The organism is Mongoliibacter ruber (assembly GCF_003003005.1).
GTDB classification, from domain to species: domain Bacteria; phylum Bacteroidota; class Bacteroidia; order Cytophagales; family Cyclobacteriaceae; genus Mongoliibacter; species Mongoliibacter ruber.
The window spans coordinates 133,534-149,287 of sequence record NZ_PVTR01000007.1; the positions used below are offsets into that span (position 1 = coordinate 133,534).

At 39.7% G+C, this 15,754-nt stretch carries 13 protein-coding genes; all 13 read left to right on the forward strand.

The window, feature by feature from the left end:
- Positions 1–86 precede the first annotated feature (86 nt).
- The 13 genes from CLW00_RS12815 (at position 87) to CLW00_RS12875 (ending at position 15,737) form a co-directional block, all read left to right on the forward strand.
- Complete coding sequence (locus CLW00_RS12815) at positions 87–1,493, forward strand: anthranilate synthase component I family protein (RefSeq protein WP_106134081.1); 1,407 nt, start codon at positions 87–89, stop codon at positions 1,491–1,493.
- A gap of 119 nt (positions 1,494–1,612) precedes the next feature.
- Complete coding sequence (locus CLW00_RS12820; RefSeq protein ID WP_106134082.1) at positions 1,613–2,179, forward strand: anthranilate synthase component II; 567 nt, start codon at positions 1,613–1,615, stop codon at positions 2,177–2,179.
- Between the two features lie 530 nt (positions 2,180–2,709).
- Positions 2,710–3,723: an anthranilate phosphoribosyltransferase gene (gene trpD / locus CLW00_RS12825; RefSeq protein WP_106134083.1), complete on the forward strand. Its 1,014-nt coding sequence runs from the start codon at positions 2,710–2,712 to the stop codon at positions 3,721–3,723.
- A 3-nt stretch (positions 3,724–3,726) separates the two neighbouring features.
- Positions 3,727–4,542, forward strand: coding sequence for an indole-3-glycerol phosphate synthase TrpC (gene trpC / locus CLW00_RS12830; RefSeq protein ID WP_106134084.1), 816 nt, complete (start codon positions 3,727–3,729; stop codon positions 4,540–4,542).
- A gap of 2 nt (positions 4,543–4,544) precedes the next feature.
- Positions 4,545–5,186 (forward strand): phosphoribosylanthranilate isomerase, encoded by a 642-nt coding sequence (locus CLW00_RS12835; RefSeq protein WP_106134085.1) that lies wholly within the window; start codon positions 4,545–4,547, stop codon positions 5,184–5,186.
- Between the two features lie 270 nt (positions 5,187–5,456).
- A complete protein-coding gene (gene trpB / locus CLW00_RS12840; protein ID WP_106134086.1) occupies positions 5,457–6,635 on the forward strand; it encodes a tryptophan synthase subunit beta in 1,179 nt (392 codons plus the stop codon).
- 558 nt (positions 6,636–7,193) lie between these two features.
- The gene (trpA, locus tag CLW00_RS12845; protein WP_106134087.1) at positions 7,194–7,967 is read left to right on the forward strand and encodes a tryptophan synthase subunit alpha; all 774 of its coding nucleotides are present in this window, start codon (positions 7,194–7,196) and stop codon (positions 7,965–7,967) included.
- Positions 7,968–7,971: 4 nt separating this feature from the next.
- Complete coding sequence (aroF, locus tag CLW00_RS12850; RefSeq protein WP_106134088.1) at positions 7,972–8,991, forward strand: 3-deoxy-7-phosphoheptulonate synthase; 1,020 nt, start codon at positions 7,972–7,974, stop codon at positions 8,989–8,991.
- Positions 8,992–9,164: 173 nt separating this feature from the next.
- On the forward strand, positions 9,165–9,944 hold the full coding sequence (locus tag CLW00_RS12855) for a phenylalanine 4-monooxygenase (protein WP_106134089.1): 780 nt from the start codon (positions 9,165–9,167) through the stop codon (positions 9,942–9,944).
- Positions 9,945–10,580: 636 nt separating this feature from the next.
- Complete coding sequence (locus CLW00_RS12860) at positions 10,581–11,243, forward strand: hypothetical protein (RefSeq protein WP_106134090.1); 663 nt, start codon at positions 10,581–10,583, stop codon at positions 11,241–11,243.
- 269 nt (positions 11,244–11,512) lie between these two features.
- Positions 11,513–12,880, forward strand: coding sequence for a serine hydrolase domain-containing protein (locus tag CLW00_RS12865; protein ID WP_106134091.1), 1,368 nt, complete (start codon positions 11,513–11,515; stop codon positions 12,878–12,880).
- Positions 12,881–13,044: 164 nt separating this feature from the next.
- The gene (locus CLW00_RS12870; RefSeq protein ID WP_106134092.1) at positions 13,045–13,392 is read left to right on the forward strand and encodes a hypothetical protein; all 348 of its coding nucleotides are present in this window, start codon (positions 13,045–13,047) and stop codon (positions 13,390–13,392) included.
- Positions 13,393–13,838: 446 nt separating this feature from the next.
- A complete protein-coding gene (locus CLW00_RS12875; RefSeq protein WP_106134093.1) occupies positions 13,839–15,737 on the forward strand; it encodes a PLP-dependent aminotransferase family protein in 1,899 nt (632 codons plus the stop codon).
- Positions 15,738–15,754: the final 17 nt, after the last annotated feature.

The window sequence follows — 15,754 nt, forward strand, 5'->3', positions numbered from 1 at the left end:
AGCTATTGCCTAATATTTGTTTAAAGACATATCCTAGAGGCTTGCTGGTTTTTCCGGCAAGCCTCTTTTCGTTTTAACCCAAAATCATGGAAAAATTTAAAATCGTTTCATCTCATAAAAAGCTTCTGGCAGACACCATCACCCCGGTGAGCATTTACCTGCAGGTAAGGGATAGATTTTCCAATCCTATTTTGCTTGAAAGTTCCGATTATCATGGACAGGAAAACAGCTTCTCTTATATCTGTTTCAACCCTTTAGCTTCTTTTAGTTTCAATTCAGGAAAGGTTCGTGAAGAATTGCCAGGTAACCAGAAATTGACTTATGATGTAGGTGAAAACAACAAGCTGATTGATGCTTTGAGAGCATTTTCAGGAAAGTTTCAAGAAGAGAAAAACCCTTTCAAATTCATCACAAATGGTCTTTTCGGATACATGCAGTATGATACTGTTGGTTTTTTTGAAGATATTGATCTGGAGCAGACCCAGACTGATTCCATTCCGATGTTGCAGTACGCTGTGTACCAAAATGTCATCGTTGTAGACCATTTCAAAAATGAGCTTTACCTATTTGAACATCAGGTTGAAGGGCATGAAAAAAGTTCTGAGTTGGCACAATTACAAATGCTACTCAACAACAAAAATATCCCAGCTTACAATTTCAAATTGGAAGGGGAGGAGTTTTCAAATTACAGTGACGAAGAGTTTTTGGATATTTTGAAAAAAGGCCAAGATCATTGTTTCAAGGGGGATGTTTTCCAGATTGTGATTTCTAGGAGATTCACCACTAAATTTAAAGGTGATGAATTCAATGTGTACCGTGCCCTGCGTTCAGTCAATCCTTCTCCCTATCTCTTCTATTTTGATTATGGATCCTACAAGGTTTTTGGTAGTTCACCAGAAGCTCAGATCGTTGTCAAAAACAACAAAGCCACCATTTATCCTATTGCAGGCACTTTCAAAAGAACCGGGAACGATCAAGCAGATGCCAATTTGGCCAGGAAGCTTTACGATGATCCAAAAGAAAACTCAGAACACGTCATGCTGGTAGATTTGGCTAGAAATGATTTGAGTCGTTCATCAGAAAAAGTAGAGGTGGAAGTCTTCAAAGAAATTCAATATTACTCCCATGTGATTCATCTGGTTTCAAAAGTGACTGGGATATTGCCAAAAGAGACCAATCCCTTGCAATTGGTTGCCGACACCTTTCCTGCCGGGACTTTATCAGGAGCACCAAAGTACAAAGCCATGCAATTGATAGATTCTTTGGAAAATACTTCCAGGAAATTCTATGGAGGAGCTATTGGTTATCTTGGTTTCAATGGCGACTTCAACCATGCCATATTGATCAGGTCATTTGTCTCCGAAAACAATGAATTGCGTTTTCAGGCAGGTGCTGGAGTGGTAGCCAAATCTTCTATTCAATCCGAACTGCAGGAAGTAGCCAACAAGCTTGAAGCCTTAAGAGTAGCATTAAAAACTGCGGAGAACATATAAATTGAAAGATTGAAATACCGCCAAGACTTTGAAAACAAGAAAAAATCAACTCCCCAAAAAACTTGAAATGGCAAAACAATTTTCCAATTTTCCAATTTTAAAATCTTCAAATCATTAAAATGCGCATTCTCGTCCTCGATAACTACGATTCATTTACCTACAACTTGGTGTATATCATCAGACAGTTGGGATATGGTGAGCAAATGGATATTTACAGAAATGATAAAATCAGCCTCGATGAGGTGTCCAAATACAATAAAATACTCCTTTCACCAGGGCCGGGTATTCCGGAAGAAGCAGGTATCATGCCCGAGCTACTTAAGAGGTATGCATCTGAAAAGGATATCTTGGGAATCTGCCTCGGGCATCAGGCCATTGGTGAGGCTTTTGGTGGATCTTTGACAAACCTCTCTGAAGTGGTGCATGGATTGGCTTCTGAAGTTTCGGTTGACAGTGACGTGCTTTTTGAAGGCCTGCCTGATTCATTCAAAATAGGAAGGTACCACTCTTGGGTGATCAATGAAAAGACCCTCAGTCCAGATCTTGAAGTAACTGCTCGGACGCCTGATGGTCAGATTATGGGTGTGAGACACAAAAAATACAAAGTTCGTGGGCTTCAGTTCCATCCTGAATCAGTCTTGACAGAGCATGGAGTGGATATGATGAGGAATTGGCTGGAGGGATGAGAGAAATAAGAAGCGAGATGCGAGAAGCGAGAAGCGAGAGGTAAGAAACAAGAGGGGTTTAGACTGACCTTTGAGTTCCGATAGCTATCGGAATTGTAACTTCGAAGGTCTGGAGTGAAGAGACAACAAGAAGAAAGAAACAAGGGACAAGAGGAGGGGAGTGTGACTTTAAGTGTGATAATGTCGCAGGCATGGCCGAAATAATAGCCCGGCAATTTATTGCCAGGATCCAAATTTAGATGTAGGTGTTAAAGTGCCAAAGGCACGGACGATATTAAAAACAATCAAAAGTGGTAATTAATTTTAGGACTACATTAACTGGCCTGAAATGCCAAGATATCACAACGACGGGTGCAGCCCGTCTATCAAGGAAAAAATAGTAAAATCATCTGACCACCCTGAAAGGCTAATATAAAAAGCCAAAGTGGTCGGAAATAATAACTAGAAATACATAGAAAAAAATTAAAATAATTAAGCAAATACGAATGTACTAATCTACATCTTCCAAACATACCAACTTCCAAACATCCATGAAAGACATACTCAACCACTTAATCGAGCACAAAAAGCTCAGTAAAGAACAGGCCAAGGAGGTCTTGAAAAATATTGCCACAGGAGCATACAATTCCAGTCAAATCGCCTCTTTTTTGACCGTTTATTTGATGAGAAGTATTACGGTAGAAGAGTTAGGTGGATTCAGAGAAGCCATGCTGGAACTCTGCGTTCCCGTGGATATTGCCGAATACGACGCCATGGACCTCTGTGGTACGGGTGGAGACGGAAAGGATACCTTCAATATATCCACACTTTCATCCTTTATCGTGGCAGGTGCAGGTCAGCATGTAGCCAAACACGGGAATACTGGGGTTTCTTCCATCTGTGGATCTTCCAATTTGTTGCAGAGCTTTGGTTATGAGTTTACCAATGACCTCGACAAAATTAAAAAATCCCTGGATGAAGCCGGTATCTGTTTCCTTCATGCTCCTTTGTTTCACCCTGCCATGAAAAATGTAGCACCGATAAGAAAGGAATTGGGGGTAAAAACATTCTTCAATATGTTGGGTCCAATGGTCAATCCAAGTTTTCCAAAAAAACAGTTGGTAGGTGTATTCAGTTTGGAGTTGGCAAGGTTATACGCATACCTGTACCAAGAGCATGATGGGCAGTTCAGCATCCTACATGCCTTGGATGGATATGATGAGATTTCACTTACGGGAGACTTCAAAATGATCTCAAATTCGGGAGAAAAATTATACAGCCCTGAACAGATTGGTTTGGAAAAGATTGATGCTATACAAATTAAAGGTGGTGATACTGTAGAAGAATCTGCATCAATATTTGAGTCCATTCTTAAAGGAAAAGGCTCCAAAGCCCAAAATAGCGTAGTTTTGGCAAATGCTGCAGCCGCTCTAATGACTGCGGACAACAACCTTTCTTTTGAAACAGCGCTTTCCAAAGCAGAAGAATCACTATTAGGAGGAAAGGCCTTAAAAGTTTTCAAGGCCTTGGTTTATCCAAAAAAAAGTATTTCAATAAGCAATTAAGACATGAATATTTTAGAAAAAATCATTGCCCATAAACACAAGGAAGTTGCAGAAAAAAGCAGCTTGGTTCCAGCAAAGTTGCTTGAAAAGAGTATTTATTTTGACTCAAAGACGGTGTCTATGAAAAAATATATTCAGCGTGAGGATAAAACCGGGATCATTGCTGAATTTAAAAAACAATCTCCTTCCAAAGGCAATATCAATATTTCCGCTTCCGTCGAAACGGTGAGTATAGGGTACATGCAGGCAGGTGCATCGGCTCTCTCCATTTTGACTGACAAGGACTTTTTTGGAGGGAAAAATGAAGACTTGACTGCTGCCAGAAAATACAACTTCTGTCCGATTTTGAGAAAGGATTTTATCATTGATGAGTACCAGATTATCGAAGCCAAATCCATAGGTGCGGACTGTATTTTGCTGATTGCCGCAGCTTTGGAACCTGGAAGATTGAAGGAGCTTGCAGCTTTTGCACATCAATTGGGCTTGGAAGTATTGTTGGAGGTCCATGATATCAATGAGCTGGAAACCAGTGTCAACGAACACTTAGATTTGGTAGGAGTAAACAATAGAAGCCTCAAAACATTCGATGTTTCTGTAGAGACTTCCTTTGATATGGTGGATAGGATTCCAAATGATTTTGTGAAGATTTCAGAGTCAGGACTTTCAAAACCTGAAACTCTGATAGAACTCAAAAAGGCGGGTTATGAAGGTTTTCTAATAGGTGAAAATTTCATGAAGTCAAGCAGACCACATCAGGCAGCCTTGAACTTTATGAATGCTTTTAGAAAAGAATTGTCAAAGCTTACTCCTTCTGTCTGATCATGAAGCTGAAAGTCTGCGGAATGCGTCAACCTGACAACTGTCAGGAGCTCCTACAAAAGGTGCAGCCTGATTGGATGGGGATTATAATGTACCCACCATCTCCAAGGTATGCCGGGGCAGCTGATGCCAGGCACCTCAGACTTTTGGATGCCAAAAAAGTTGGTGTTTTTGTGAATGAAGACATAGGGAAAATATCTCAAGCAGTTGAAGACTTTGGGCTTTCTACGATCCAACTCCACGGCAAAGAAACAGCCGAAGAGACCAAAAGAATCAAATCCGAAACAGGTTTGGAGGTTTTTAAGGTTTTTTCTGTTGCAGAGCATATAGACTGGTTACAAATGGAAGATTACCTGCCCTTTTCAGACTATTTTCTCTTTGACACATTTACCAAAGCGCATGGAGGTTCAGGTAAATCATTCAATTGGAAATTGCTTGAAGAATATCCATTTGACAAACCCTTTTTGTTGAGTGGTGGAATAGGACCTTTGCATGCTGCGAAAATCAAAGAATTGACTGCAAGCTTACCCCAAATGGCAGGAGTAGATATCAATTCAGGATTTGAGGTTTCTCCTGGGCTGAAGGATGTTTCGATGATAGGGGAGTTTAAAAATGAAATAGATACACAGTTGAAATCGAAGTGAAACGTAGATCCCGAGAACATAGTGATTCTGGATACAGTAGAAATGCGATAGAAATAAAGTGGAAATATGGTTGATATAAATTTGAATCGAAGTCAAAAGTATATCCCGAGAAAAAAGTGATTTTTGAAAAAATAGAACCAAGGATGAAATACAGTTGATATATGCCTTCGGCGATATATTGGGAGTAGATAAATAAAAGGTTTGGGTTGAATACGAATGAATTGAATATTAGAATTAAAGGGTAACTATATCCATTAAAAGTATAGCGATATGATCAGAGTAGATGAAAAAGGATTTTATGGGAAGTTTGGTGGGGCTTATATCCCGGAAATGTTGCACCCTAATATTGAGGAGTTGAGAGAGAATTATGAGCAGATCATTTCAACTGAGGAGTTTAAGACCGAGTTTCAATCTTTGCTGAAAGACTTTGTGGGTAGACCAACACCGCTTTATTTGGCGACAAGATTGTCAGAAAAGTATGGTGCAAAAATCTATCTAAAAAGAGAAGATCTTTGCCATACCGGAGCTCATAAGGTCAACAATACAGTTGGACAAATTATTCTTGCCAAGAAGTTGGGCAAGAAGAGAATCATAGCTGAAACAGGTGCCGGTCAACACGGTGTAGCCACTGCCACAGTTTGTGCTTTGATGGGCATGGAATGTACTGTTTACATGGGGGCACTGGACATCCAAAGGCAGAAACCAAATGTAGAACGGATGAAGATTCTGGGTGCCAAAGTAGTACCCGCAACCTCTGGAAGTCAAACCTTAAAGGATGCCACCAATGAAGCCATGCGTCAGTGGATCAACAACCCAGTGGATACACATTATATTATCGGATCAGTGGTAGGGCCTCACCCTTATCCAGAAATGGTGGCCAAGTTTCAATCTGTGATTTCTGAGGAAATCAAAACTCAATTGAAAGAAAAAGAAGGTAGGGAAAATCCGGATTTGGTCATTGCCTGTGTGGGTGGAGGCAGCAATGCAGCTGGTGCATTTTATCATTATTATAACGTGCCTGAAGTAAGGCTTATCGCAGCAGAGGCCGCAGGTCTGGGTATCAGTTCCGGTAAGTCCGCCGCTACTACTGCATTGGGTACAATGGGGATTTTGCATGGCAGCAAGACACTTTTGATGCAGACGGAAGATGGGCAAGTAGTAGAGCCTCATTCTATTTCCGCAGGATTGGATTATCCGGGAATTGGGCCAGTTCATGCGCATTTGTTTGATATTGGCAGAGGAGAATTTGTAGCTGTAGAAGACGAAGATGCCATGAAAGCAGGAATCGAATTGAGCAGGTTGGAAGGGATTATTCCAGCCATAGAAACCTCTCATGCGATTCATGCCTTGAATATGATTGAATACAAAAAAGACGATATCATTGTGATCAACCTCTCCGGAAGAGGAGACAAGGATTTGGATACATACATCAAGTGGGGAGGGTATTGAAAGAGAAGAAAGGATGAAGGATGAGGGAGGAAGAATGAAAAGGGAGAGGCGAGAGGCGAGAGATTAGAAACAAGAGACAAGAGCCAAGAATCAAGAAGAAGCGAGAGCCAATAACCTAGATGCGAGAGAGAAAAGATGTCAGAGTTTATTTTATTTAATCAATTAAACTTTACTCTGTTACACAATTCATCGAGATCCAAAAGACTGCGTTATCCGAAGGTTGCACCTTCGGATTATTGAGTAAAGTGCTTTAAACTCGTTTTGAGAAATTACAACAAACAAGAATTGACCCTGAAGGGGTCAAACGTATATTAGCCCCGGGTTGCTACCCGGGGTTTAAATGAAAGTAAATTATAAGGTTTTTGGCCGAATATTGGTCCATTGTGGAAAAAGCTTTCCGCCAAAAACATGCATGGGATACGATTTGCAACACTTGCTTGCAACAAAACCAAAAAGTAAGAGTAGATGAAACAGGCCTGAAGTACCAAAATTTTAATAAAGAATATTTAGCCCGTTTTTAATGAAATCTAAAATCTAAAATCACCACTCTAAAATTCTATGAACCGAATACATACATTATTTCAAAATAAACAAAAACAGGTATTGTCCATATACTTTACCGCGGGTTTTCCGGAATTGGAGGATACTGTCCCCATCATGGAGGCCATAGAAGCTGCAGGTGCTGATATCATCGAAATCGGGGTTCCTTATTCCGATCCTATTGCAGATGGTCCAACCATTCAAGACAGCAATATGATCGCCTTGGAAAATGGGATGAGCCTCAAAAAACTCTTTTCCCAATTGGAAGGGTTTAGAGAAAAAGTCAGCCTCCCTGTGGTGCTGATGGGATACCTCAATCCAATCATCCAATATGGAATGGAAGATTTCTGTGCCAAATGCCAGGAATTGGGTATTGATGGGCTGATCCTGCCTGACCTTCCTATGCACCAATATTTGGAGGAATTCAAGGAGCTTTTCGAGCAGTATGGCTTGAGTAATACCTTTTTGATTTCACCCCAAACCAGCGAAAAGAGGATTTCTGAAATCGATCAGCACAGTAATGGGTTTATCTATATGGTGTCCTCTCATAGCATCACTGGAGCAAAGGCAGGGATTTCAGACGAGCAAAAGGCCTATTTTAAAAGGGTTCAGGAAATGAAACTGAAAAACCCACGCCTGATAGGTTTTGGGATTTCAGATGCGGAGACGTTCCAAACAGCCTCCTCTTTCAGCCATGGAGCAATCATTGGCAGTGCTTTTATCAAAATCATCAAAGACAGTAAAGACTTAAAGGCTGATATCAATCAATACATACAGTCTGTAATCAAATAAAGATATGATCATCCAATTGAAAAAAGACATCAGTGACAAGCAAAAAGATGCACTGATAGCGGAAGTACAACAAACAGGTTACAAAATCACAGAAGTAAAAACCCAGTTGGGGGATTACCTGATCGGAATCGGCAAGAAGGATTTTGATATCCGGAAAATAGGCCAAAAGGAAGGGATCCAGGATATCCATATTGTATCGGATGAGTATAAGTTGGTTTCCAAAAAGTGGAAAGTAGCCCCAACTACCATCGATCTTGGTGATGGAATCTGCATTAAAGACGGGGATATGGCCATCATTGCCGGCCCTTGTTCCATTGAGTCAGAGGATCAAATCCGGAAAGTCATAGGACACCTCAAAGAAAACAACATCAAAATGATGAGGGGTGGCGTTTTTAAGCCACGATCAAGCCCTTATGCCTTTAGGGGTCTGGGTTTGGATGGTTTGAAATTGTGGTACGAACTGGCACAGGAAGCTGGCATCAAAATCGTTACCGAAGTCATGCAGGTTTCCCAGATTGAAGAGATGTATCCATACGTAGACATTTACCAAGTGGGAGCAAGAAATACCCAAAACTTCAATTTGCTTGATGAGTTAGGGAAAGTTGATAAAGCTGTGATGATCAAAAGAGGTATTTCAGGTACCATTGAGGAGCTCCTGCAATCAGCAGAATATGTCTTTTCCGGAGGAAATGAAAAACTCATCCTTTGTGAAAGGGGAATCAGGACTTACGAAAGAGCCAGTAGAAATACGCTTGACCTGAATGCTGTGCCTATTTTGAAAGCAAAATCCCATTTACCGGTCATTGTCGATCCTTCACATGGCATAGGATTACGGGAGTATGTCACACAAATGGCACTAGCCGGCGTCATGGCCGGAGCAGATGGCATCATCTATGAAACCCACGAAATTCCGGAGAAGGCCTATTCAGATGGCCAACAAACTTTGGATTTCGGGCAGAGTGGCCTTTTGTCAGATTGTATCCGTAAAACATTTGATATGAGAAAATCATTTGACCTTTTGTAATTCCGCTCAAATAAAAACATGGAATTTCACGTCCTCTTTTAGTAGATTTGATGAAAAGGTTAATATTCTACCGAGATAAGGTAACATAAGAGTAGAATTGAAGTAAATATAGTGTCGTCCTGCCCTTAAGAAAAGCGACCCTAAGAGTGAAAATTATATAACCCAAATATAAAATGATGAATAAACCCAAAGATTGGGTCTTTTCTGACCCAAGATTACAGGATTTACAACAAGACTACGATGCCTACACTGAGGAGGATTTCGAGGTTTGGAAAATCCTTTTTGAAAGACAGATTGTAAATCTTCCCAAAGCGGCCTCGCAGGCTTATTTGGATGGGATCAAAGAGATCGGATTCACCGCTGACAAAATCGCTGATTTTGAAGATGTGAACAAAAGATTGAAAGCCAGTACAGATTGGGCCATTCAGGTGGTGCCAGGTCTGATTGATGATGATCTTTTCTTCGGATTGATGAACAACAGGAGATTTTGTTCCTCTACCTGGTTGAGGAAAATGGAACAACTGGACTACTTGCAGGAGCCGGATATGTTTCATGATGCCTTTGCGCATATGCCTATGTTGACCAATCAGCCCTATGTTGATTTCTTGGAAAAATTGAGTGGTCTTGCCTTGAAGCATATTGATAACAAGTGGGCAATTGAATTGCTCTCAAGGATTTATTGGTTTACGATTGAATTTGGCTTGATCCGTGAAAATGGCGAGTTGAGGATATATGGAGCAGGAATATTGAGTTCAGCGGGAGAAACCAAATTTAGCCTTTCCGATGAACCCAAGCATTTTGAATACGATGTGAGGAAAATCCTGAACACCCCTTACTGGAAAGATAAGTTTCAGGACAAATACTTTATCATCGAAAGCTACGAACAACTTTTCGAATCCCTTCCGGAGATAGAGGAAGTGTTGGAGGAGATGGTGGCTGAGGAAGCGAAATGATGGAAAGGATGAAGGATGAGGGAGGAAGGATGAAAAAAAGAAGCGAGAGACGAGAAGCGAGAATCAAGAAGTGAGGGGAAGCGAGAGATTAGATTCGAGATTGAGCTAATAGAAATACAATAGAAATAGGCCACTGACTACCTGCAGGCAGGTATGGCGAAATATTTGAGTTGTATGTTGGTGGAATAAGCTATTACCCTGTCGTCTCGTAGTAGATATCTGAAAGAACCAAGAACCAAGAAACAAGATCAGTTACCTCAAATTTTTGGGGATGTGAGTGGGGACACTCACATCGGCGTAATCTTGCTTTCAGATTCTGAGTCAGCCCCGTAGGGGTGTCAGATATAATAGCCTCCGGTTTTAACCGGAGGAGAAAGTAAAGATTATTAGGTAATGTTTTTGGCCGAATTTGGGTTGAAAGTGAAGAAAGCCTTTCGCCAAAAACATAGATGGGAAAGAGAAGTGATATATTGGAGAAAGGATGATGGACTTGCTTCGAAGTATTTCGGGGAACGAATGCCATGATTTATTCCTAGCGTTTTTGTTTTTTATGGACCTAAGGATTTTAGAGGATTAGTTATATTTAGAAATGAAATAAATCAGCAACTGTTGGTTTCCGCAATCGTGTCAATAAATATGAAAAAAATCCTTCCGTTAATTTTTCTGATAATATCCGTTGATTCATTTTGTCAAGACCAATTGTCCGGAAAATTCTGCAATTCCTTTAATGACGGTTACAGCGTAGTATGTATTGAGTTCCTTGAAAACAACAGCTTTAAGTATGAATTAATAGGTTGTTTGGGAGTTGAGAATTTTGGCAAAGGAGAATATCAATTGACATCCAATCAGATAAAGCTGATCTTTGATGAAGATTCATCAAAGATCCAGAGTAGTATTAAAGTAGAAAATCTGAAGTTTAGAGATAGGAGAGACTCTATTGAGATAGTTTTTCATATTGTGGAAAAAGCAAATCAAAAAGAACCACTACCTGCTATGATTTTTCAAGAATCTGATTCATTTGAGTTTGAAAAAGTAAAACAAGCAAATAGCAATGGGAACCTTATTTTACTAAAGCCGAAAAATAGAGAAACTGAAAAATACAATGTATTATTTCTTGGCTATGAAAGATTTGAATTTACTCTGGAAAATCACCAATCGAAAAATGTAACAATCGAATTAGCTCCAGAGGCTCCGGAAATTATTTCAAATCGGGTTTTCACAATTGACTTAAGCAAAATAACGCCGGACTTATTAGTGACGATCGATGGAGTAGAGTATAAAAAGAACGTGGAACCATAACTATCACATTCAAAATTAAAGCTTTTGACTATTAAACTTTTCTTTCAGTTAATTAGAGTAATTCTCAAAACTTTCAATATCGGCGGACCAAAAGAACTGAATTGTTAACATCGGTTTTGCAAGATGGCTCCTGACGTACTTCTATGATAGATTTGTGTTAAATTCATTATTGGAATTTTAATGAGTTTTATTGCTGAAAATCCAGCACCTTCGTCAAGATAGAAACCAGTAGCACTGCAACTCAAATCATTTGTAAATACTACAAACTCATGAATATAAAATCATTCCTAGTATTCTTTTTAACCATTTCGTTCAGCCTTGTATTGGATGCACAGGTTACTCAAAATCAGACAATTGATAACTTTTTGGAAAAAGAATATGCTGGGAACAATCCAGGAGCAGTCATTTTGATAGCGCAAAACAATCAGATCATTTTCAAAAACGCCTATGGACTTTCAGATGTAAAAAAAAGGAAGACTATCAAAACCGACATGATCTTCCAAGTAGGTTCTATGACTAAGCAATTCACCTCAACTGCGGTGTTACAGTTAGTGGAACAAGGTAAAGTTTCACTTGATGATCCTATTCAAAAATATGTCAAGTACTTTCCGAATAAAGAATACCCTGTCACTATTCATCACCTTCTGTCCCAGACCTCAGGCATCCCTGAATTCTTTGACATTGATGAAGATGAAATGTATTTGCTTTCACAGGAACATACACCCGAACAACTTATTTCATATTTCAAGGATTTACCCTTAGCATTTGAGCCAGGGAGCGAATTTCAATATAGCAATTCCAATTATCCCCTTCTTGGAGTGGTCATTGAGGAAGTTTCAGGTATGTCACTCAAGGAGTACTTAAAGGTAAATCTATTTGAACCTTTAAAGATGCATTCCACAAGCCTGTGGTACGCTGACAAAACAAAAAAGAAGCGCATTGCAAACGGATACCGATCCTATCAAGGCGAGTTGATTTCTTCTCCGAAAATTGTAGGATCAGTGCCCTATGCAGCTGGAGCCATTGTGTCTACTGCTGAAGACTTACTCCTATGGAATAGGGAATTAAAGAACCGAACATTTCTGAGTGATTTTATTGTTGAAAGTTTGATCACTGAGAAGCAGACATACTCAGGAACTGGAACTGGGTATGGCTATGGATTTTTTATAAAAGAATTAGTAGGGTATAAGACCATTCAACACGGAGGAAACCTTTACGGATTTACCAGTTCAGGGCTTTACCTTCCCGATGAAGATTTGTTTGTCTGCATATTGTCAAACAAATCATTGGAAAGGACAGAAAAAGTTGCCAATTATCTGGCCAGCGAAGTGCTTGGAACTCCATTGGAAATTGAAGATAAAAGTCAATTGGTGTATGGCGAATTCGAAGAGTATTTTGGAACCTACCAACTCAAAGGAGATTCAAAGCTTATTGAAATCTTTATGCTCGATGATGTGCTATTGTTGGACTTTCCTGAGGCTAGAGGTACAGGAACAATACTGACAGTTATTGATAAGGATAAAATGGAATCAAAAGCTGTGAACGCCCTGATTCAATTCACCAGAGATAAAAAAGGCCAAATCATAGGTTTCACAGCCGATCAAAATGGCATAACTGAATGGGAAAAAATTAAATGATTTGGACAAAACACTTATTTATAATAAATGTTGCACTTTTTTTCATTTCATGGAAATATGTTTTCTACACATACGTATTGGGCCGATAGTGAAAATTTAACTGCTTGGATTACAACCTTTGGCACCATTTTTTAAGTTACCTTTTGGAATAAAACAAAAAAGACATGGAATTTTTTATAGGGATAATCATAGTAGGTTCCCTGATTGCAATCGTTTTTTTTCCTTTGGTATATTTCACAAGGAGAAGTTCAGATATCAGGTTGTTGGGAGATCAGATGGAATTTCATTTTCCCATGAAGAAAAAGGAAATCAACTTAAATCAAGACCTGAAGAGCTGGAACGTTCAAGAAGCCAATTTCCTTTGGATAGGCAAGGTTTTTTCTATTAATCTTGAGCTTGAAAGTGGTAAGTGGCACCACGTGAACACTCGGTACAACAAAGAGACTTTTGAGAAGATTTACACTTATCTGGATTCCACTTATCCTGAAAGAAGAAAAGAGAGCAAGACATAGACAGAAAAAGCGAGAGGCAAGAGGCAAAGGATGAAAATGAGAAGCGAGAAGCAAGAGGGATTTACCCCATACTTTTATGTATCTGAGTGGATACTCACAGTGGCGTAGAAAATTTGCATCTAATTTCCACCGCGCTTTAGCCGGTGGTGAAAGCTTAATCTGTGTGTAACCAGTCTTTAGTCGAAAATGATTTTGGCTGAAGCCTGGTAATGTGAGATTTATATTTCCAGCATCAAGATATACACCAACTTGACCTAGTTATCTCGAGTTTTTAAATTTAGCATCTCCAGAAAGGAAATGAGAATTGTTTCACGCGGCGACCGCTTCGAACTCGCTGCGAATGCTGCGTGAAATATTTAACACTTTAAAAACAATCAAAAAGTGTCAACTATTTTCAGGACGAGCCAGATTCAATTAATATTGCAGAGTATTGAAAAGTAAAAATTATGAATGAAACCAAAGTGCTGAAATATATTGAAGATGTGATCGCAAACATGCCTTCGGATTGGATAAAGCTGACTACACATAGACTGGATATTTATAACGAGAGTTTGGCTAAATCTCAATTCTTAGATGAGTTTGAGGCTTTGTTTGAAAACAATATTTCCGAAACATCAGCACTCCATGAATTACCGACTGCTTATGACTACATTCGATTGGGTCATCCCTTGTCTTCAGTTTTGGAATGGGCGGTTGCCAAATTAAATGGTCTTCAACCAGCATACGTGATCAGTTTTTCATCCACCACGATTCCTATACTGGCCATCTTAAGAAAGAACTTATTTGACCATAAAAACACCCTGATCACTTACTCAGGTAAATTGCCAGATGCTTTTGAGCCTGATGTAATCAAGTCTGTTTATGGTTACAATTTTGACTTAAAACATGTTGAAAGTTTAGCAGATATTCCGGAGTTTGAAGGCAGCACTGTTTTTGTTTCCCAAGACAGTGAAATGGGCAAAATTGATCTCGATAAGAGTCCAGCAGGCATTGACTTTTTTGTCAATATCCACGCTGAGCTTGGAAGTGTATTGGTCGTAAATGGTCAGTCCAATGAAAATTACATTTCTGAAATCCAGCATGTCCGAAGGAGAGAAACCATTGCAATGACTCCCGTCAATTGTTTTTCTGCCTTGAAAATGCTCACAGGAAAATCTACATCCAATTCTGATAAACCTGATGTGGATAAAAACAAAGCTCTTGTTTTAGACACGATAAGAAAGATTACCGGTGCAGACACAAAAGCGCTGCTTGCTTCAAGTGGCCTCTCTATGCAATATGCGATCATGATGGGACTCATTCATGATGCAGTAGAAAAACATGCCTTCATGCCTGGAAGAAGTCAGGGAAAGCCTATCAAAATAATCGTTCCTCCAAATTGTTATGGAGGCACCAACGATCAGGCAAGGCGGGTTGCTGCCTGCCTTGATAATGTAGAAATCCTGGATTTGCTGGTTGATAGAGACCATGACATGGTCCAAAGTATTGATAGCATCCTAAATACAGTAGCTGAACAAGATGCTGTTGCTTACATCATTGCGGAAATTCCAACAAATCCACGGGTGGAAGTTCCTGATCTCAACAAATTAAGAGAAGTGTTGAGTGCCAAACGTAAAACGGCGAGCGGTGAAATTGCCATAGATCCGGTTTTTATATTGGATCAGACATTTTGCCCCAACCTACAATTCTTGGGCGAAGCGGACATATTTTCAAGTATCCGTACCATCTCCTACGTAAGTGGTTCAAAATTTCCAAGTGGAGGAAAATGTACGGCAGGTTATTGTGTGGCAAATAAAGAGGCGGAACCTTTGCTCGAAAAAATTGAAAAGCACCTGATACTTTGCGATAACGAAGCTACAGCCCACCAAGTAGAAATACTGGCAGCACAACTCCCTTCCATGAATCAAAGGATTAAGGATGCCTATAAAAATACACGTGAGTTTGTGGAATTTGTAAAGGAGACCTTACCAGAGGCAAAAATCAACTTTGTTTCCGAGGAATTGGCCCAAAAAGGATTTACCCCTTCGGTGTTTTCATTGGATCTTCCCTCAATAGGGAACACAGATGAAGAAAGAGAAGCCTATAAGCGGGTATTGAATCTGAAATTGATCAATATGATGATCAATGAAATTCCCAATGAAGGGAAATATTGTGTGAGTTACGGGCAGTTAAAAGGTTCATATTGGACCATACCAGCTACCTCTACCCAGGGCACGACCAAAGAAGGCGACAAAGATTATATTGTACGTGCAGCCCTTTCTCCCAACATGGATCTTGAGCTGCACAAAAAGGTTTTTTCGGATTTTGTGAAGGAAAATTATTCTAAAATGGTTTTCCCGCAATGACGCAAAGAAATAAGAAG